The organism is Nonomuraea sp. NPDC001831 (genome assembly GCF_042892035.1).
GTDB lineage: Bacteria > Actinomycetota > Actinomycetes > Streptosporangiales > Streptosporangiaceae > Nonomuraea.
The window spans coordinates 165,331-184,816 of record NZ_JBIATU010000007.1 but is presented as its reverse complement, the minus strand read 5'-3'; the positions used below and the strand labels follow the sequence as shown (position 1 = coordinate 184,816).

Genomic DNA, 19,486 nt, shown 5'->3' with positions numbered 1-19,486 from the left:
CGGCGGTGTGGAGCACGCTGACGGTGGCCCACGCGGTCATCACCTCGCGCGTGAACCTCATCGCAGCCGTCACAGCGGTATCGCCAGGCGCGAAGGTCGCGGCCAGGACCGCGTGGGGAGAAGCAGTCATCCCATCGTGCCTACCACACTTCTCACTGACTTGGGGTAAATCCAAGGGCAGGACTACGAGCTACTCATCGTGACAGACTTGAATCACTCGCCGGGACCCGTCGCGAGTGAAGGAGGCCCCATGACCACGGCCAAGGCCGCATCAAGCCCGGAGGAGCGGACCTATACAGAATCGGATCTCGTTCCCGTGCTGGAGACTCTCTTCTCCTGGCGTGACGGCGATTTCCGGCGTCGGGTCCCGCACGCTCCTCCCGGCATCCTCAGCGAAGTGCGCCTGCTGCTGAACGAAGTGGCCGATCGCCGCGAACATCTCGCCAACGAGCTGGCAAGGGTTCGCAAAGAAGTCGTCAAGGAAGGGCGCTTCGGCGAGCGGCTGACGCCCGGCCCGGGCGTCGGGGCGTGGTCCGAGAGCGTCGAGTCGGTCAACATGCTGATCGACGCCCTGGTGAGCCCGGTCAGCGGCGCGGCCGACGTGATCGACGCGGTCGCCAAGGGCGACCTGTCGCGGCGCATCGACCTCGACCGGTCGGCGCGCGGCGAGGTGCGCCGGCTGGGCAAGGCCATCAACGGCATGGTCGACCAGCTCGCCCTGTTCAACTCCGAGGTCACCAGGGTCGCCCGCGAGGCGGGCACCGAGGGCAGGCTGGGCGGCAGCGCCAACCTGCGGGGCATGTCGGGAAGCTGGCGCGACCTCACCGAGGCCGTCAACACGATGTCCTCGCGCGTGGCCGCGCAGGTGCGCGACATCGCCGTGGTCACCACGGCGGTCGCCAAGGGCGACCTGAGCCGCAAGGTCACGGTCGACGCCGTGGGCGAGATGTTCGAGCTGAAGAACACCGTCAACACGATGGTCGACCAGCTCTCGGGCTTCGCCGAGGAGGTCACCCGCGTGGCCCGCGAGGTGGGCACCGAGGGCCAGCTGGGCGGCCAGGCGCAGGTCACCGGCGTGTCGGGCGTCTGGAAGGACCTCACCGACAACGTCAACTTCATGGCCAACAACCTGACCTCGCAGGTGCGCTCGATCGCCACCGTCGCGACGGCGGTCGCCCAGGGCAACCTGTCGAAGAAGATCACCGTTGACGCCGAGGGCGAGATCCTGCAGCTCAAGGACACCCTCAACACGATGGTCGACCAGCTGTCCTCGTTCGCCGACGAGGTCACCCGCGTCGCCCGCGAGGTCGGCACCGAAGGCAAGCTCGGCGGACGCGCCGAGGTGAAGGGCGTGTCGGGCGTCTGGAAGGACCTCACCGACAACGTCAACTCGATGGCCAACAACCTGACCTACCAGGTGCGCAACATCGCCCAGGTGACGACGGCCGTGGCCAACGGCGACCTCACCCGCAAGATCGACGTCGATGCCCAGGGCGAGATCCTCGAACTCAAGTCGACCATGAACACGATGGTCGAGCAGCTGTCCTCGTTCGCCTCCGAGGTCACCCGCGTGGCCCGCGAGGTGGGCACGGAAGGCCAGCTCGGCGGCCAGGCGCAGGTGCGCGGCGTGTCCGGGGTGTGGAAGGACCTCACCGACAACGTCAACTCGATGGCCAACAACCTCACCTCGCAGGTGCGCCAGATCGCGGCCGTCTCGTCCGCGGTGGCGCAGGGCAACCTGTCGAAGAAGATCACCGTTGACGCCCAGGGCGAGATCCTGCAGCTCAAGGACACCCTCAACACGATGGTCGACCAGCTGTCGTCGTTCGCCGACGAGGTCACCCGCGTCGCCCGCGAGGTGGGCACGCAGGGGCAGCTCGGCGGCCAGGCGCGCGTCCAGGGCGTGTCGGGCGTGTGGAAGGACCTCACCGACAACGTCAACTTCATGGCGAACAACCTGACCTATCAGGTGCGCAACATCGCCGAGGTCACCACGGCCGTGGCCAACGGCGACCTGACCCGCAAGATCGACGTCGACGCCCAGGGCGAGATCCTGGCGCTGAAGACCACCATCAACCGGATGGTCGACCAGCTGTCCTCCTTCGCCTCCGAGGTCACCCGCGTGGCCCGCGAGGTGGGCTCGGAGGGCCAGCTCGGCGGCCAGGCCCGGGTCGAGGGCGTCGAGGGCACCTGGAAGCGGCTCACCGAGAGCGTCAACGAGCTGGCCGGGAACCTGACCACGCAGGTGCGCGCCATCGCGACCGTCACCAGCGCCGTGGCCCGGGGCGACCTGACCCGGTCGATCGCCGTCGAGGCGCAGGGCGAGCTGGCGGAGCTGAAGGACAACATCAACTCGATGGTGGCCAACCTCCGCGAGACCACCCAGGCCAACCAGGAGCAGGACTGGCTCAAGTCCAACCTGGCCCGCATCTCCCGGCTCATGCAGGGCCACCGCGACCTGTTCGAGGTGGCCAAGCTGACGATGAGCGAGCTCACCCCGCTGGTCTCGGCCCGCTACGGCGCCTTCTACGGCATCGACCCCGAGGGCGACCACGAGCTGACGCTGATCGGCGGCTACGGCGTGCGTCCCGACCGGGGGCCGCGCCGGCGCTTCGCGATCGGCGAGGGCATCGTCGGCCAGGCGGCGGCCGAGGGCCGGCACATCATCCTCGACGACGTGCCGCCGCAGTTCATCACCATCGACAGCGGGCTCAGCCAGTCCACGCCCGCGCAGATCGTGGTGCTGCCGATCCTGTTCGAGAACCGCGTGCTCGGCGTGCTGGAGCTGGCCTCCTTCACCCCGTTCGGCGAGGTGCACCTCGACTTCCTGACGCAGCTCGTCGAGACCATCGGCGTCACGATGAACACGATCATCGCCAACTCCCGCACCGAAGACCTGCTGACCGAGTCCCAGCGGCTCACCCGTGAGCTGCAGGAGCGCTCCGACGAGCTCCAGCGGCAGCAGGAGGAGCTGCGCAGGTCCAACGCCGAGCTGGAGGACAAGGCGGCGCTGCTGGCCAAGCAGAACCGCGCGATCGAGATCCAGAACTTCCAGATCGAGCAGGCCCGCCGCACCCTGGAGGAGCGCGCCGAGCAGCTCGCGGTCTCCTCGCGGTACAAGTCCGAGTTCCTCGCGAACATGTCCCACGAGCTGCGCACGCCGCTCAACAGCCTGCTGGTGCTGGCCAAGCTGCTGACCGAGAACGCCGAGGGCAACCTGACGTCGCAGCAGGTCGAGTTCGCCCGCACGATCCACAGCGCGGGCTCGGCGCTGCTGCAGCTCATCAACGACATGCTCGACCTGTCGAAGGTCGAGGCGGGCCGGATGGACATCCACCCGATCCAGGTGTCGCTGCCCAAGATGGTCGACCTGCTGGAGGCGGCCTTCGCGCCGCTGGCCCAGGACAAGGGCCTGTCGTTCGGCGTCGAGGTGGCCTCCGACGTGCCGAGCGAGCTGCGGGCCGACGAGCAGCGCCTGCAGCAGGTGCTGCGCAACCTGCTGTCCAACGCGGTGAAGTTCACCCCGAAGGGCGAGGTCAAGCTGCGGGTCGCGGCGGCGCCCCGCGATGTCGACTTCGACGACGACACCCTCCACGACGCCACCGACCTGCTGGCCTTCCAGGTGATCGACACCGGCATCGGCATCGCGCCCGACAAGCGCGAGGTCATCTTCGAGGCGTTCAGGCAGGCCGACGGCACCACCAGCCGCAAGTACGGCGGCACCGGCCTCGGCCTGGCCATCTGCCGCGACATCGCCCGGCTGCTCGGCGGCGAGATCCACGTCGAGAGCGAGCTGGGCAGGGGCAGCACGTTCACCCTCTACCTGCCGGCCTCCTACACCGGCCCGCTGGCCGCCACCGACGGCAGCACGGCCCCGCGCCGGCAGCTCATGACCTCGCCCGCCGAGGAGCAGGCCGCCGCCGCGACCCTGCCCGAGCCGCCGCCGCTGGACATGCCGATGCCGGAGCTGGTCGAGCCGCCGGTGGAGACGCCCGCCCAGTGGCAGGGCGACGACCCGCTCAACGGCGCCAAGATCCTCATCGTCGACGACGACATCCGCAACGTGTTCGCCCTCACCAGCGTGCTGGAACGACACGGATCGACGGTCGTCTACGCCGAGAACGGCCGCGAGGGGATCGAGCAGCTCGAACGGAACGAGGACGTCGCGCTCGTGCTGATGGACATCATGATGCCGGAGATGGACGGCTGGGCCACGACCTCGGCCATCCGGCGCATGCCGCAGTTCGCCGACCTGCCGATCATCGCGTTGACCGCTAAGGTCATGCGTGGTGATCGCGAGAAGAGCATCGCCTCGGGCGCGTCCGACTACGTGCCCAAGCCGGTCGACGTCGATCGCCTGCTCGAACGGCTGCGCGGCTGGCTCAGCCGTGGGCGGGGAGCCACGACCGACTCGTCGCCCTCAACCGCTGAAGGGTCGTGATCGATGCCGGACCGTGCAAAGATCCTCCTGGTCGACGACCGCGAGGAGAACCTGATCGCTCTGGAGGCGATCCTCAGCTCGCTCGACCTGGTGCCCGTACGCGCCAGGTCCGGCGAGGAGGCCCTCAAGGCGCTGCTCAACACCGAGTTCGCGCTGATCCTGCTCGACGTCCGCATGCCGGGCATGGACGGCTTCGAGACGGCCGCCCACATCAAGCGGCGGGAGCGGACCAGGAACATCCCGATCATCTTCCTGACCGTGGTCGACAGCGCCCCCGACTACGCCTTCCGCGGATACGCGGCGGGGGCGGTCGACTACCTCACCAAGCCGTTCGACCCTTGGGTGTTGCGGGCGAAGGTGTCGGTGTTCACCGAGCTCTACAACATGAACAAGCGCCTGGCCGAGCAGGCGTCGTTGCTGCGCGAGCGGCTGACCGGCGAGTTGCCGCCCGGAGCGGGTGACCACGCCTCGGTGCTGCCGGAGTTGTCCCGGCGGCTGACGGCGGTGGAGGACGAGCTGGCCCGGGTGCGGGAGCTGGCCCGCAAGTCGCAGGATCCGGCGCTCGCCGTGCCGCTGGCCGACCTGGGCGATCGGCTCGCCCACCTGCGCGCCGGCTTCGACGCGCTCTCCTGACCCCGTGCCGTCCGACGCCCGGGCCGCCGCTCACGGCGCCCGGGCGTCCGGCTTGCTGTGCGGGACGGGTCAGTGGCGGGCGCGTTCGAGGGCGTCCCAGAAGCCGCGGCGCAGGGCGTGGCGGACCTCGTCGTGCAGCAGGAAGTCGATCGGCAGCGAGGAGCCCTGCAGGAGGCGGGCCTCCAGGTCGGAGGGCATGCGGGGCTTGCGGGCCAGCACCGCCTCCAGCCACAGCGCGGGCGCGTCGCGGGCCACGGACTCGCCGAAGTCGTGCCCTTCGCGATGGGCGGCCTTCACGGCGTCGGCCAGCGTGGTGGCCCCGGCGGTGGCGGCGGGCGGCGGCGAGACGGGCGCGGCCTGCGGCCCGGTGTACGGCCCGAGCTGCGCCGGCTGGTAGGCGCCCCCCGAGGACGGCGTGGCGAACTGCCCGGTGGTGGGCGAGGCGGACTGCGGCTGCTGCAACGGCCCGGTCGCCGGCGCGGACGGCGGCACGGAAGGCGGGATCGACGGCGGCTGCTCCTGGTACCCCGAGTACGACGGCAGCACCGGCGGCGTGGCCGACCGCCCGCCCGAGGACGCCTGCCCGTTGGCGGACGACTGGCCGGAGGAGGGGGCCGCGTGGCTCCCGGAGGGCTGCCCGGCCGCGTGGCTGCCCGCCGTCGGCGCGGACGGCGGGGACGGCGCCGGCGGCAGCGAGGCCGTCGGGGTCACCGGGGGCGCGGCCGGCGGCGCGGGCGGCAGCGAGTGGGCGGCGTGCCCGTTGCTGAGCGACTGGTGGTGGCCGTTGGAGGACTCGGTGACGCCGCTCACCATCGTGACGTAGGGCCGCAGGTGGGCGTTGCCCAGCTCGACCAGGTCGTCGCACTCCTGCCGCAGCGACCGGGACACGGCCCACCCGCCGTCGGCGGCGATGTGGATGACGGTGACCCTGATGCCGAGGTCTTGTGCGTCGCACACCACCTGGGCGAGGTCTTCGTCGCCGCTGACGACGACGGCGTCGCAGATGGCGTTGTTGCGGGCGAGGGTCATGAGGTCGCGGTGGACCTGGGCGTCGACGCCTTCGCGGCGGCCCGGCCGGATGCGCGAGAGCCTGAGCTTGAGGCCCGGGATGTCGGCCAGCGCGTCGTGCTCCGGGGTGCGGCGGCCCTCGACGGTCGCCTCGTACCAGTAGCACCGCAGCAGCGGCAGGCCCGTGCGTTCGCGCGACAGGTTGGTCATCAGCTGGAGCAGCCCGGGATAGTCCCAGGCGACGGCCTCTCGATGGCGAGTGCCGTGCACGGCCATCGCTCCGTCTGCCAGCAGATAGCCGGCGTCCACGAACAGCGCACAGCGATCCACTGACACCGCCCCTTTCCTGGTGGTCCGACCTTGCTGGCTCTGCACCGTCAGAGACCGGACTCGGCGGCCCTCTTTCAGGGTAATGAAAGCAGGTGATCGCGCGAGGGTGAATCCCGACGATTCGACCGCGGGCCGCCGTGCAGCCAGACCATTTAGGCAGACCGTACCAGTTCGTCCTGTTTGCGGTCATGAGCGTGCCCGGACGGTCAGCGCGGCCGCTCCGAAGAGCACGACGTCCTTGTCGGTCACGATCGTCAGCGCCGGATCGCGGCCCAGCTCGGCGTCGACCGTGTCGACGTCGACGCCGAAGGTCATGCCCGTGGCGCCGTTGGCGGAGCCGTCGAAGACGTTGGCGCGCTCGCGGTCGCCGCCCTCCGGGACGATCGCGCCGGTGCCGAGCGAGACCTTGTCGCCCTGGAGGTCGGCGTCGCCCTCCCAGGTGACCAGCTCGGCCCGGGCCGGCGCGGCGGCCCGGCTCAGGCCGCCGAGCGGCATGCGCACCTTCCTGGCCGCGCCGCCGATCACGGTCGCCGTGTCGAGCACCACGGCCTGGCTGTACGGCTCCCGCGGCCCGGCCACGACCACCACCAGACTCCACCCGGCGTGGCTGGAGGCCCCCTCCGCCATCGGCGCGTCGGCCGCCCACCACAGACCGCCCGGCCGCGCCTGCCCGGCCAGCGCGGTGACGTCGGCGAACGCCTGGTAGGCCGGGCCGAGCGGCATGTCGAGCGCCGTGACGTGGTCGGGACGGACCGACACGTACGTGCGCCGGCCCGGCGCCCTGACCTTGACCGGCCCCGCCGCCGCGCCGCTCGCCGACCAGTAGAGGCCCGCCCACACGACCCGGCCGTCCTTGGGCAGGGTGAGCCGGGCCGCGCTGGAGGCGCTGGTGGCCGGGCTGGAGTCCTGGTCGAGCGGGGTCATCGGCCACAGGTCGTTGTCGCGCTGGTCGCCCTGGCGGCGCCTGGCCTCGGGACAACCGTCGTGCTCCTCGGGACAGCTCAGCAACGTGTTGCCGATCGCCCGGACGGCCACCCTGCCCTCGGTGGCGAACCGGGCCGACGCCCCCACCGTGCGCACGCCCTGCGCGGCCCGCGCGTTGACGTGGAGGTCGTCGGCGTCGACGCGCACGGCGGGCCCGGCGCCCTCCGGAGCCAGCTCCGACACCTGCACGCGCAGGAACACCGCCGTGCCCTGCCCGGCGGCCAGCGGCTGCCTGGCGCACCGGGCGCCCTGGCCGGCCTGCCGGCAGGACCAGCCGTCGACCGTGCCCACGGGTTCGAGCAGCGCCACGCCGTGCCCGCGCCTGGCCGGGGGCAGGAGCGTCACGCCGGGCGGCAGCTCGACGGTCGCGGCCAGCTCGCCGCTCGGGCCGTCGCCGTCGTTGCGCAGGCGCATGCCGACGATGCCGGGCTGGGCGCGTACGAGGGCGCCGAGCGCGCCGATCGTGGCCCGCAGCCGCGCCCTGCCCCGTGGCTCCCTCCGCGGCGGCGGGACGCGCGCCGGCGGCTCGCTCGCCACGGGCAGCGGCACCGGCCGCACCGACGCAGAGGGCTGGGCCAGCGGCGTGGGCGTGGCCGCCGGCCGCTCGGCCACCGGCGACTCCCCGGACACCAGCACGAACGCCGCCACCGCCGCGGACGCGACCGCGACGCCGCCCGCCGCCACGACCTGCTGCCGCGAGGGCGCCCGCCGCAACCAGCCGAACAGCCGCAGCAGCCAGCCGGCTCCGCCGCCGGCCGCGCCCGCCTTGGCCAGCGCCGCGGCGTACCCGCCGAACACGGGGCCGGCGATCAGCGGGCCGACGATGACGCGCAGGCCGCGGTTGACGTCGGTCAGTTCGAGCAGGACGCCGTGGCACTCCTCGCAGTCGTTGACGTGCTCGTCGACCGCGCGCGAGTCACGCCTGGCCAGGCCGCCCCTGACGTAGGCGCCCATCTTGCCGAGCACCGGACGGCACTCGTGCTGCGGCGCCGCGCGCAGGTGCATCTGCAGGTACGCCTGCCGCAGCCCCTCGCGCGCCCGGTAGGCCAGCGCCGCCACCCCGTTGGCCGACAGCCCGAGCAGCGGCGCGACCTCGGCGGGCTTGCACTTCTCCACCTCGGTGTGCCAGAGCACCGCCCGCCACCGCTCGGGCAGCGACAGGAACGCGCGCGAGATCATCGACCGCTCCAGGCCGACGAGCGCGGGATCGACGAAGGGCACGCCCGCGTCGTAGCGCTCGATCTCGCCGGTGGTCACCTGGCGGCTCTCGACCCGGCCGCGGTCGTAGACGGTGCGGCGCACGACGGTCAGCAGGTAGGTGCGGAACCCCGACTCGGGACCGCCGCCCCTGCCCACCAGGTCGAGGATCTTCGTGAACGACTCGGCCACGACGTCCTCGGCCTCGGACTCGCCCCTGACGAGCTGCCTGGCCAGCGCACGGGCCGCGGCCACGTGACGCTCGTAGAGCCGTCCGTACGCGGTCGCGTCGCCGGCCCGGACCTCCTTCAGCAGGTCCGCATCGCTTCGCGGCGATTCCACACTCATTGTGACCTCACGATTACAGCGGGTTGCCCCGCGCAATCATTCCGCATTCTGCGTCATGACTAAACCGAAGCGCCGTCTTTACCTCCGAGGACCACGGGAGGACGCATGGACGAGGACGTGCTGTCGCGCTGGCGCGGCCGGAGCATGGCGGAGGGCTGGTCGCTGGCCGACGACTGGTGGACCCCGGCGGTGACGTACGCGATCAGGGCCGTGACGGACGGCGGCGACCTGCCGCGCGCCTGCGAGGAGCTGGGCGCGGCGCGCGCCGGGGCGGGGGTGGGGATCACCGAGGGGCTGGGCGACCTGGCGGCGCTGTTCGCCGTCACCGATCGGGGCGAGCCGACGTTCCCGCTGGTACGGGCGTACGCGGCCGGGTGGGCCGAGCAGAGCTTCGCGCCCATGAACGACCTGCAGTGCGAGGACCCGCTGACCGGGCTGGCCACGGTGGCCTATCTGCGCACCAGGCTGGGCGAGCTCTACCGGGGGGCGGTCGCGGGCGGGCACCTGCTGGTGGTGGCCGAGCCGTACGGGCGGATCGCGGAACTGGCCGAGCGGCTGGCGGCGGCGCTCAACCTGGCCACGGCGCTGCGCAGGGCCTTCACCGGCGACGAGACGCTGGCGCTGCTCGCGCCCACCCGCGTCGGCGCGGTGACCAGGGAGGACGATCGGCTGGCCGAGAAGGTCGCCGACCTGCGGGCCACGGAGATCCTGTACGGCCGCCACCCCCGCGTCCGGGTGCGCCGGCTCCCCCGCGCGCACGCGCAGGCCCTGGCTCTCATCAGGACGCTGAGCCTGGGACCCTAAGCTTGGGCGCATGACAGACCGCGACAACCTGCTGGCCGAGATCAAGCGCAAGGCCGTCGTCCACGGCAAGGTCACGCTCTCCTCGGGCAAGGAGGCCGACTTCTACCTCGACCTGCGGCGGATCACGCTCGACGGGGTGGCCGCGCCGCTCGTCGGCAAGGTGATGCTCGACCTGACCGACGATCTCGACTTCGACGCCGTCGGCGGGCTCACGATGGGGGCCGACCCGGTGGCCTGCGCGATGCTGCACGCGGCGGCGGCGCGCGGGCGCACGCTCGACGCGTTCGTGGTGCGCAAGGCGCAGAAGTCGCACGGCATGCAGCGCCGGATCGAGGGCCCGGAGGTGAAGGGCCGCCGGGTGCTGGCCGTGGAGGACACCTCGACGACCGGCGGCTCGCCGCTGACCGCCGTGGAGGCGCTGCGGGAGGCGGGGGCCGAGGTGGTGGCCGTGGCCACGATCGTCGACCGGGGCGCGGCGGCGCGGATGGCGGAGGAGGGGCTCGACTACCGCACCGCCTTCACCCTCCAGGACCTCGGACTCTGAAGACCTCCCTCGCGCCCTGCGCACCAGGGCGCGCCTGCACCCGGCAGTGACTCCGGGCCCCCGGCGCCGGCGCCGGACGCTAGTGCTGGGGGTCGGTGCTGGAGGGCACGCGGTGGTGCTTGCCGTTGGGCAGCGGCAGCCGCTTGCGCTCGCGGCGCTTCTTGACGACCTCGACGATGATCGGGATCAGCGAGATGAAGACGATGATGAACACGCCCGGCAGGATGTACTTGTCGATCTGCTTGGGATCGACCTTGCTGCCGAGGAAGTAGCCCAGCAGCACCAGGCCCTCGACCCAGACCACGCCGCCGATGACATTCCACACGAAGAAGCGCCTGGCGGGCATCTCCAGGACGCCGGCCACCGGGTTCATGAACGTGCGGACGATCGGCACGAACCGCGCCAGCACGACCGCCCGCGCCGGGCCGAACTTCTGGAAGAACTCCTCGGCGCGGATCACGTGTTCGCGTTTGAACAGCCGCGAGTCGGGCCGGTCGAACATCTTCCTGCCGAACCTGGCCCCCAGGAAGTGGCCGAGCTGGGCGCCCGCGATGGCACACAGCGGTGTGCCGATCACCAGGACGGGGAAGGAGATCGGCGGCGCCTCGCCCACGACCAGCGACGCGGAACTGAAGATCCCCGCCGCCACCAGCAGCGAGTCGCCCGGCAGGAAGAAGCCGAGCAGCAGACCCGTCTCGGCGAAGATGATCGCCAGGACGCCGATGGTGGCGAAGGCGCCGAGGATGGTGAGCCACCACGTCGGGTCGAGGAGATTCCAGAGCCAGTCCACCCCGTGAGCCTACCTGGAGCCGAGCGAATCGGATGTGGCCATCCGGCTCGCGTTGTCACTACCAGTTGTGGTTGGGAGCCGGGATACTGGGCAGGCGCGAAGCCGTACTTCTCAGGGAGATGACTCATGCCCATCGCGACTCCAGAGGTCTACGCCGAGATGCTCGACCGTGCCAAGGCGGGCGGGTTCGCCTATCCGGCGATCAACGTGACCTCTTCTCAGACCTTGAACGCCGCGCTGCGCGGGTTCGCCGAGGCCGAGAGCGACGGCATCGTGCAGGTGTCCACCGGCGGCGCGGAGTTCCTCTCCGGCACGACGGTCAAGGACATGGTGACGGGCGCGACCGCGCTGGCCGAGTACGCCCGGGTGGTGGCCGCCAAGTACCCGGTCACGGTGGCGCTGCACACCGACCACTGCCCGAAGGACAAGCTCGACGGCTACATGCGGCCGCTGATCGACATCTCGCTGGAGCGGGTGTCCAAGGGCCTCGACCCGCTCTTCCAGTCGCACATGTGGGACGGCTCGGCCGTGCCGCTGGAGGAGAACCTGGAGATCGCCAAGGAACTCCTGGACAAGTGCGCCCGCGCCCGGATCATCATGGAGATGGAGATCGGCGTGGTCGGCGGCGAGGAGGACGGCGTCGTCGGCGAGATCAACGAGAAGCTCTACACCACCGCCGAGGACGCGCTGGCCACGGCCGAGGCCGTCGGCGTCGGCGACCGGGGCCGCTACATGCTGGCCGCCACGTTCGGCAACGTGCACGGCGTCTACAAGCCGGGCCACGTGAAGCTGCGGCCGAGCGTGCTGAAGGAGATCCAGGAGGCGGTCGGCGCCAAGTACGGCAAGGACAAGCCGTTCGACCTGGTCTTCCACGGCGGCTCCGGCTCGCTGCTGGAGGAGATCCACGAGGCCATCTCCTACGGCGTGGTGAAGATGAACGTCGACACCGACACCCAGTACGCCTTCACCAGGCCGATCGCCGACCACATGTTCCGCAACTACGACGGCGTGCTGAAGGTCGACGGCGAGGTCGGCAACAAGAAGGCCTACGACCCGCGCGCCTACGGCAAGAGCGCCGAGACCGGCATGGCGGCCCGCGTGGCGGAGGCCTGCCACAACCTCAAGAGCAGTGGGACGAAGATCTCCTAGCCACTTGGGCGGCACGGCGGGTATGACTTGTCCTATGGATAACCTTCTCGCCGGGCCGCCCCCGACTCACCTGCCGGACCTGCCCGAGGCCAGGGAGGCGCTGGAATCCGGGGCCAAGGCCGCCGACGTGGCCGCCCGCTTCCCCGCCCACCCGGCGGCCTGGGCCGCGCTCGCGGAGGAGTACTTCGCGCAGGGCCATGCCGTCACCTCCTACGCCTTCGCCCGCACGGGCTACCATCGCGGCCTCGACCAGCTGCGCAGGAACGGCTGGAAGGGCCACGGCCCCATCCCTTGGGAGCACGAGCCCAACCGCGGCTTCCTGCGCTGCCTGCACGCCCTGTCCAGGGCGGCGCAGTCCATCGGCGAGAAGGACGAGGCCGAGCGTTGCCTGCAGTTCCTCAAGGACAGCAGCGAGACCGGATATGAGGCGCTGACCAAGGGTTAGCGGCGCGTTGGGCCCGCATTGGACCCACGCGCCTTGGGACGAATGGGCAGACTCGGGTAGTCTCTCTACGCAAGAGCCCCTGTCGCACTTGCGCCAGGGGTTTCGTTTTGTGCTCGGGAGACTGAACAATGCCGGCTGCCGTTCTCGTTGGGGCCCAGTGGGGCGATGAGGGCAAGGGCAAGGCCACCGACCTGCTCGGTGGCGACGTCGACTACGTCGTCCGTTATCAGGGTGGCAACAACGCGGGACACACCGTCGTCATCGGTGACCAGAAATACGCTCTGCATCTTCTGCCGACGGGGATCCTGTCGCCGGACGTCGTACCGGTGATCGGCAACGGTGTGGTGATCGACCCGGGGGTGCTGCTGAGCGAGATCGACGGGCTGGCCGAGCGGGGCATCTCCGCCGAACGCCTGCTGATCTCCTCGAACGCGCACCTGATCATGCCGCACCACAAGGCGCTGGACAAGGTCACCGAGCGCTATCTCGGCAAGGCCAAGATCGGCACCACCGGACGCGGCATCGGCCCGGCGTACGGCGACAAGATCGCCCGGATGGGCGTGCGGGTCCAGGACCTGCTCGACCCGGGCATCCTGGCCAAGAAGATCGAGGTCGCCCTGACCGAGAAGAACCAGGTGCTGACCAAGGTCTACAACCGGCGCGGCATCGACCCGGCCGCCGTGCTGGAGGAGTACCTGGCCTACGCCGAACGGCTCAAGCCGCACATCGCCGACACCTCGCTGGTGCTCTCCAAGGCGCTGGACGAGGGCAAGTTCGTGCTGCTGGAGGGCGGTCAGGGCACGCTGCTGGACATCGACCACGGCACGTACCCGTTCGTCACCTCCTCCTCGCCGACGTCCGGGGGCGCGTGCGCCGGGGCGGGCATCCCGCCGAACCGGCTCACGAAGATCATCGGGATTCTGAAGGCGTACACGACCCGCGTGGGCTCGGGGCCGTTCCCGACCGAGCTGACCGACGAGACGGGCGAGTGGCTGCGCAGGACCGGCGGCGAGTACGGCGTCACCACCGGCCGCGACCGTCGCTGCGGCTGGTTCGACGCGGTGATCGCCCGCTACGCCACCCGGATCAACGGCATCACCGACTACTTCCTCACCAAGCTCGACATCCTGTCGGGCCTGGAGCGCATCCCGGTGTGCGTGGCCTACGAGGTCGACGGCGTGCGGTTCGACGAGATCCCGATGACCCAGACCGACTTCCACCACGCGGTCCCGGTCTACGAGGAGCTGCCGGGCTGGAAGGAGGACATCTCCAACGCCAAGTCGTTCGACGACCTGCCGCCGAACGCGCGGTCGTACGTGCGCGCCCTGGAGGAGATGAGCGGGGCGCCCATCTCGGCGATCGGCGTCGGCCCCGGCCGCGACCAGACCGTCGTGGTGCGGTCGCTGGTCTGACCGGCACGTGAGAGAGGGCCCGGCGCGGGAACGCGCCGGGCCCCTCGCGTGTCTCCGGACTACGGCCGGCCGGCGGGCTGCTCGTCCGCCGGGCCTCCGGCGGTGAGGACGGCGGCGGTCATCGGGGTGTGCAGGGTCCAGCCCAGGGTCTCGTACAGGGCCTGCCCCGCTTCGGTGGCGACCAGGATGCCCGTACGGGCGCCCCGGGAGACGGCGGCGGCGGCGAGCGCGGCCATGACGACCGTCCCGAGGCCGCGCCGGCGGTGTTCGGCGGCCGTCTCCACCTGGTCGATCACGGCGGCCCGGCCCGCGACGGCGAACTGGCCGCGCGCCGCGACCTCGCCCGCGGCCGTGAGCAGCCGCGCCACGGTCACCCCCGCCCTGGTGGTGATCGCCAGGGTGTAGCCCGCGGGGGCCTTCGGGGTGGTGCGGGTCAGGGACGCGGTGGTCATCATGTACTCCTGCTCCTGCACGGACCACCGCGGAGGCAGGGAGGGGGCGACCGCCTCGGCGGGGGCGCAGAGCTTGAGCCAGGTGCCGGGGACGGTGAGGGTGCCGGTCAGGTGGTCCAGGATCTCCGCGGTCGGGGCGGGGACGACGTGCCGCGTCACGTGGCCGGGGAGGCCGACGTCCACTCTGAGGCCCCACGGTTCGGGCACGGGCCGCGGGGCGTTGCGGGAGATCACCCAGCCGTCCACCCATGCCCGGACTGTTGCGGAATGGGCATGTTTGAGAACCTCCGTCATGAGCTCCAGCTTATTGCAAGGTAGTTGCATTTATCGTGCAATAGGCGGGCGGAGAGTTCTCTTAGCACCTTCACCGGCGACCGGGGCGTAGCAGGATAAAAAGGACACGGCGTGGCACTGCCTCAGCGGGCCTCGCGCCGGGTAGTGTCCCCGGTGTGCGCGTTGAGATTCATGGTCACCGAGGAGCTCGGGGCCTGTGGCCGGAGAACACCCTGCCAGGGCTGAGCCACACGATGGAGCTGGGCGTTCACGCGCTCGAGTTCGACGTCGCCCTCACCGCCGATCGCCGCCTCGTGCTCACGCACGACCTCACGGTCTCGGCCGTCACCAGTGCCGACCGCCGGCCGCTGCGGCCGGGCGATCCGCTCTTCCCGTACGTGGGCAAGCCGATCAACGCGCTCAGCCTCGCCCAGCTGCGCACGCTCGACGTGGGCGTACGCCTGCCGCGCCACCTCGACGACCCGTTCGCGCTGACCCAGGTCGCCATGCCGGAGACCAGGATGCCGACGCTCGGCGCGGTGCTCGGGCTGGTCAACGCCTACGAGGCCGAGCACGTACGGCTGCACGTCGAGCTGAAGTCCGACCCGACCAGGCCGGAGCTGACGGCCGACCCGGAGATGTTCACCGAGCTGGTGGTCGAGGAGCTCGACCGGCACGGCAGGCTGGGCAACGCCGCCCTCCTCAGCTTCGACTGGCGCGTCATCGGGCACGCGGCCCGGCTGGCCCCGGCGGCCAGGCGGTTCGCGCTGATCGAGTTCGACACGCTCCACTGGCACGAGGGCGGGCTGGGCGACGACATCCCGGCCGCCGCCCGGGAGGCCGGGGCCACCACGCTCTCGCCCGAGCACGTGATGGTCGACGAGAAGCTGATGGCCCAGGCGGCCGCGGCGGGCCTCGACGTGGCGGTCTGGACGGTCAACGACCAGGCCCTGGCCGCTCGCATGATCGACCTCGGCGTGGCCGGGATCGTCACCGACTACCCCGACCGCATGCGGGAGCTGTGGCGCGAGCGCGGCCTCGATCTGCCGGAGGGCGTCCGGCCGCTCAAGCCCGTGAGCGTCTGAGCGCCGCGAGCCCCGAGCGTCCGGACGCGTCGTTCAGAGCCAGCCGTTGCGGCGGAAGCCGCGGTGCAGCAGCACGCAGGCCGTGATCATCACAGCCAGCACCGCCGGATAGCCCCAGACCTGCTTGGTCTCGGGCATGAAGTCGAAGTTCATGCCGTAGATGCCGGCGATCATCGTCGGCACGGCCAGGATGGCGACCCACGAAGAGATCTTGCGCATGTCCTCGTTGGCCAGGGCGTTCGAGCGGGCCAGGGCGGCCTGCAGGATCGAGCTGCACAGTTCGTTGGAGGACTCGACCTGCTCGCACACGCGGGACAGGTGGTCGCCGACGTCGCGGAAGTACTCGCGCATCTCCGAGGGGATCACGCGGCGCTGCGGCAGCGCCGACAGCGGCGACTGCAGCGGGGTCACGGCCCGCTTCATCTCCAGCATCTCCCGCTTGAGCTGGTAGATCCGGTTGATGTCGCGGGAGCTGACGTCGGCGAAGACGGTCGCCTCGACCTCTTCGAGCTCCAGCTGCATCAGGTCGGCCACCTGGAGGTACTGGTCGACGACGTGGTCGGCGATGGCGTGCAGCACGCCGGCCGGGCCGCGGTTCATCAGCTTGGGCTTGTCCTCGAGACGCTCGCGGACCAGGGTGAGCGGACAGTGCTCGCCGTGGCGCACGGTGACCACGAAGTCGACGCCGAGGAAGACCATGATCTCGCCGGTGGCGATGATCTCGCTGTTGGCCGTCAGCTCGTCGTGGTCGAGGTAGGCGACCGTCTTCAGCACCATGAACAGCGACTCGCCGTAGCGCTCGACCTTGGGACGCTGGTGGGCCTTGACCGCGTCCTCGACGGCCAGCGGGTGCAGGCCGAAGACCTCGGACAACCACTCCACCTCGGGCGCCTCGGGCTCGTGCAGCCCGACCCAGACGAACGCGTTCGCGCCGTCGGAGCTCTTGTTGTGCTCGCGGACGAGCTCGAGGGACTCGACGATGCCCGGGGCGCAGACCTTCTTGCCCTGGATGTAGGCGCCGAATTCGACGATGGAGTCGACAGGGGGCACGCAGACCTCACGCACCGGCTTGGTGAGCGGGCGTGCGGCATGCGGCTGAACAGGGTGACGGTTGATGCGACGGAAAAGCGTGGACGAGCGCATGGCAGTCCCTTTCCGCCCGACCTGGCACGCTCCACGCGCGATGAAAAGTCACCTCAATCGACACAAATGCGTGGAGGCACGATCAGGCTGCCGGATTGGAGTGGTCGGGGGTAACTGGGGCGTACGTGGGAGAGCACGTACTGCTGGGATCACCAGGTTTCATCCCGGACCACCTCCAATCACAAGAGACGCCGCAAAGCCGCCTTAACCTACCACAGGCGGGTGAACCCAAACGACGATACTCGCCGGAGGCTGCTCGGATCAGGTGGAACCACACAAAGATGCGGGCTTGATCCGGCATTCGACGTGCCCGCAACTCGCCCGGGACGTGCTCCGGAGCCGTCCGGGACCCGCGCCGGGCGAGGGGGCCGGGCCTGCGACAATGGGGCACGTGCGCGTTCTAGTCATTGGTTCCGGAGGGCGTGAGCACGCCCTGTGCCGTTCGCTCAAACTCGATCCCCAGGTCAGCGAGCTCCACTGTGCTCCCGGTAACGCGGGCATCGAAGGCGTCGCGACCGTTCATCCCGTCGATCCCGTCGATCCCGCGCAGGTGGCCGAGCTGGCCGGGCGGCTGGGGGCCGACCTCGTCGTCATCGGGCCGGAGGCGCCGCTCGTCGCGGGCGTGGCCGACGCCGTGCGCGAGGCCGGCATCGCCTGCTTCGGGCCGACCCGCGAGGCGGCCATGCTCGAAGGCTCCAAGGCGTTCGCCAAGGAGATCATGAAGGCCGCCGACGTGCCCACCGCCCGGGCCCGCACGTGCGAGACCGAGGAGGAGGCCGCCGCCGCGCTCGACGAGTTCGGCGCCCCCTACGTCGTCAAGGACGACGGCCTCGCCGCGGGCAAGGGCGTGGTCGTCACGCGCGATCGCGACCAGGCGCTGGAGCACGCGCGGGCCTGCGAGCGGGTGGTCATCGAGGAGTTCCTCGACGGGCCCGAGGTGTCGCTGTTCGCGCTCTGCGACGGCAGCACGGCGGTGCCGCTCCAGCTCGCCCAGGACTTCAAGCGCGCCTACGACGGCGACGAGGGGCCCAACACCGGCGGCATGGGCGCGTACACGCCGCTCCCCTGGGCTCCGGAAGGGCTGACCGAGCAGGTCATGCGCGAGGTCGTGCACCCGACGATCGCCGAGCTGGGGCGGCGCGGGCTGCCGTACCAGGGGGTGCTCTACGTGGGGCTGGCCCTGACCCGGAAGGGGCCGAAGGTGGTCGAGTTCAACGCCCGGTTCGGCGACCCCGAGACGCAGGTGCTGCTCGACCGGCTGGAGACGCCGCTCGGCGGGCTGCTGATGGCCTGCGCCACCGGCGAGCTGGGCCTCGACCCGGTGTTCAAGGACGGCTCGGCGGTGACCGTGGTGATCGCGGCGGAGAACTACCCCGACGCGCCGGTCAAGGGCGACGTGATCACCGGCCTGACCGAGACCGAGAACGCGTACGTGATCCACGCCGGCACCGCGCGCGGCCCCGGCGGCGAGGTCGTCTCCAACGGCGGCCGGGTGCTGACCGTCGTCGGCCACGGCCCCGACCAGGCCAGCGCCCGCCGCAACGCCTACGACCTCGTCGACCGCGTCGAGCTGCGCGGCTCGCACCACAGGACGGACATCGCCCGATGAAGCATCTGCACTCCGGCAAGGTACGCGACCTCTACGAGACCGACGAGGGCCTGCTGCTGATGGTCGCCTCCGACCGGATCTCGGCCTTCGACTACGTGCTGGAGCCCGGCATCCCCGACAAGGGCGCCATCCTCACCCAGATGTCGCTGTGGTGGTTCGACCAGCTCAAGGACGTCGTGCCCAACCACATCCTGGCCAGGGGCGACGACGCGCGCAGCGTGGTGTGCAAGCCGCTGCGCATGGTCCAGGTGGAGTGCGTGGCTCGCGGCTACCTGGCCGGCGGCGGCCTGTCGGAGTACCGCGCGACCGGCACGGTCTCCGGGGTGCCGCTGCCCCCGGGGCTGGAGGACGGCTCCCGCCTGCCGGAGCCGATCTTCACCCCCTCGACCAAGGCCCCGCAGGGCGAGCACGACGAGCCGATCTCCTTCGAGCAGGTGGTCGCCGAGGTCGGCGCGGAGACGGCCGACGAACTGCGGCGCATCACGCTCGACGTCTACACGCGCGGCGCGGACATCGCCCGCGAGCGCGGCATCATCCTGGCCGACACCAAGATCGAACTGGGCTTCGACGCCGACGGCGTGCTGACCCTGGGCGACGAGGTGCTGACCCCGGACTCGTCGCGGTTCTGGCCGGCCGACGAATGGCAGCCTGGCCGGGCGCAACCTTCTTTCGATAAGCAATATGTACGCGATTGGCTGCTCTCGCCCGAATCCGGATGGGACAAATCATCCGGAAACCCCCCGCCTCGGCTTCCGGAGCACGTTGTCGAGCGCACAAGGCAGCGATACCTAGAAGCGTATGAGCGCGTCACGGGGGTTCCCTTTAGCGGATGATTCGGC

The 19,486-nt window shown here is 70.9% G+C and carries 15 protein-coding genes; 10 read left to right on the top strand and 5 right to left on the bottom strand.

The window, feature by feature from the left end; all coding sequences use genetic code 11:
* Positions 1–250 precede the first annotated feature (250 nt).
* Entirely contained in the window at positions 251–4,441 is a 4,191-nt protein-coding gene (locus ACFYYW_RS23960) for a HAMP domain-containing protein (protein ID WP_352321290.1), read from the top strand.
* A gap of 3 nt (positions 4,442–4,444) precedes the next feature.
* On the top strand, positions 4,445–5,074 hold the full coding sequence (locus ACFYYW_RS23955; protein ID WP_352321288.1) for a response regulator: 630 nt from the start codon (positions 4,445–4,447) through the stop codon (positions 5,072–5,074).
* A 69-nt stretch (positions 5,075–5,143) separates the two neighbouring features.
* Here ACFYYW_RS23955 and ACFYYW_RS23950 read toward each other — a convergent pair whose 3' ends face one another.
* Both ACFYYW_RS23950 and ACFYYW_RS23945 read right to left on the bottom strand, forming a co-directional pair.
* Positions 5,144–6,412 carry an NYN domain-containing protein gene (locus ACFYYW_RS23950; RefSeq protein WP_387651588.1) on the bottom strand — a complete coding sequence of 423 codons (1,269 nt, stop codon included), beginning with the start codon at positions 6,410–6,412 and terminating at the stop codon, positions 5,144–5,146.
* Between the two features lie 186 nt (positions 6,413–6,598).
* Positions 6,599–8,935 (bottom strand): sigma-70 family RNA polymerase sigma factor, encoded by a 2,337-nt coding sequence (locus ACFYYW_RS23945; protein ID WP_387651585.1) that lies wholly within the window; start codon positions 8,933–8,935, stop codon positions 6,599–6,601.
* 111 nt (positions 8,936–9,046) lie between these two features.
* Between ACFYYW_RS23945 and ACFYYW_RS23940 the strand changes: the two genes are divergently transcribed.
* Both ACFYYW_RS23940 and pyrE read left to right on the top strand, forming a co-directional pair.
* Complete coding sequence (locus tag ACFYYW_RS23940; protein ID WP_387651583.1) at positions 9,047–9,745, top strand: hypothetical protein; 699 nt, start codon at positions 9,047–9,049, stop codon at positions 9,743–9,745.
* A 10-nt stretch (positions 9,746–9,755) separates the two neighbouring features.
* Positions 9,756–10,289, top strand: coding sequence for an orotate phosphoribosyltransferase (gene pyrE, locus ACFYYW_RS23935; RefSeq protein WP_352318005.1), 534 nt, complete (start codon positions 9,756–9,758; stop codon positions 10,287–10,289).
* Between the two features lie 79 nt (positions 10,290–10,368).
* Here the strand turns inward: pyrE and ACFYYW_RS23930 are convergent, their stop codons facing one another.
* A complete protein-coding gene (locus ACFYYW_RS23930) occupies positions 10,369–11,079 on the bottom strand; it encodes a DedA family protein (RefSeq protein WP_352318007.1) in 711 nt (236 codons plus the stop codon).
* A 126-nt stretch (positions 11,080–11,205) separates the two neighbouring features.
* Here ACFYYW_RS23930 and fbaA point away from each other — a divergent pair, with 126 nt between their 5' ends.
* From fbaA to ACFYYW_RS23915, 3 genes are all read left to right on the top strand, one after another.
* The gene (fbaA, locus tag ACFYYW_RS23925) at positions 11,206–12,228 is read left to right on the top strand and encodes a class II fructose-bisphosphate aldolase (RefSeq protein WP_352318009.1); all 1,023 of its coding nucleotides are present in this window, start codon (positions 11,206–11,208) and stop codon (positions 12,226–12,228) included.
* A 34-nt stretch (positions 12,229–12,262) separates the two neighbouring features.
* Complete coding sequence (locus ACFYYW_RS23920) at positions 12,263–12,673, top strand: DUF3151 domain-containing protein (RefSeq protein ID WP_352318011.1); 411 nt, start codon at positions 12,263–12,265, stop codon at positions 12,671–12,673.
* A gap of 128 nt (positions 12,674–12,801) precedes the next feature.
* Positions 12,802–14,085: an adenylosuccinate synthase gene (locus ACFYYW_RS23915; protein ID WP_387651578.1), complete on the top strand. Its 1,284-nt coding sequence runs from the start codon at positions 12,802–12,804 to the stop codon at positions 14,083–14,085.
* 59 nt (positions 14,086–14,144) lie between these two features.
* Here the strand turns inward: ACFYYW_RS23915 and ACFYYW_RS23910 are convergent, their stop codons facing one another.
* Positions 14,145–14,831, bottom strand: coding sequence for a GNAT family N-acetyltransferase (locus tag ACFYYW_RS23910; RefSeq protein WP_387651576.1), 687 nt, complete (start codon positions 14,829–14,831; stop codon positions 14,145–14,147).
* A gap of 155 nt (positions 14,832–14,986) precedes the next feature.
* On the opposite strand from ACFYYW_RS23910, the gene ACFYYW_RS23905 reads away from it, so the two are divergent.
* Positions 14,987–15,895 (top strand): glycerophosphodiester phosphodiesterase family protein, encoded by a 909-nt coding sequence (locus ACFYYW_RS23905; RefSeq protein ID WP_387651574.1) that lies wholly within the window; start codon positions 14,987–14,989, stop codon positions 15,893–15,895.
* Positions 15,896–15,928: 33 nt separating this feature from the next.
* Here ACFYYW_RS23905 and corA read toward each other — a convergent pair whose 3' ends face one another.
* Positions 15,929–16,945 (bottom strand): magnesium/cobalt transporter CorA, encoded by a 1,017-nt coding sequence (gene corA / locus ACFYYW_RS23900; RefSeq protein ID WP_352318019.1) that lies wholly within the window; start codon positions 16,943–16,945, stop codon positions 15,929–15,931.
* Positions 16,946–17,429: 484 nt separating this feature from the next.
* Between corA and purD the strand changes: the two genes are divergently transcribed.
* Together purD and ACFYYW_RS23890 are read left to right on the top strand one after the other, a co-directional pair.
* Complete coding sequence (gene purD, locus ACFYYW_RS23895) at positions 17,430–18,647, top strand: phosphoribosylamine--glycine ligase (RefSeq protein WP_352318021.1); 1,218 nt, start codon at positions 17,430–17,432, stop codon at positions 18,645–18,647.
* Positions 18,644–19,480: a phosphoribosylaminoimidazolesuccinocarboxamide synthase gene (locus ACFYYW_RS23890; protein WP_352318023.1), complete on the top strand. Its 837-nt coding sequence runs from the start codon at positions 18,644–18,646 to the stop codon at positions 19,478–19,480. The genes purD and ACFYYW_RS23890 overlap by 4 nt, the downstream gene beginning before the upstream one ends.
* The last annotated feature ends 6 nt before the right edge of the window (positions 19,481–19,486 follow it).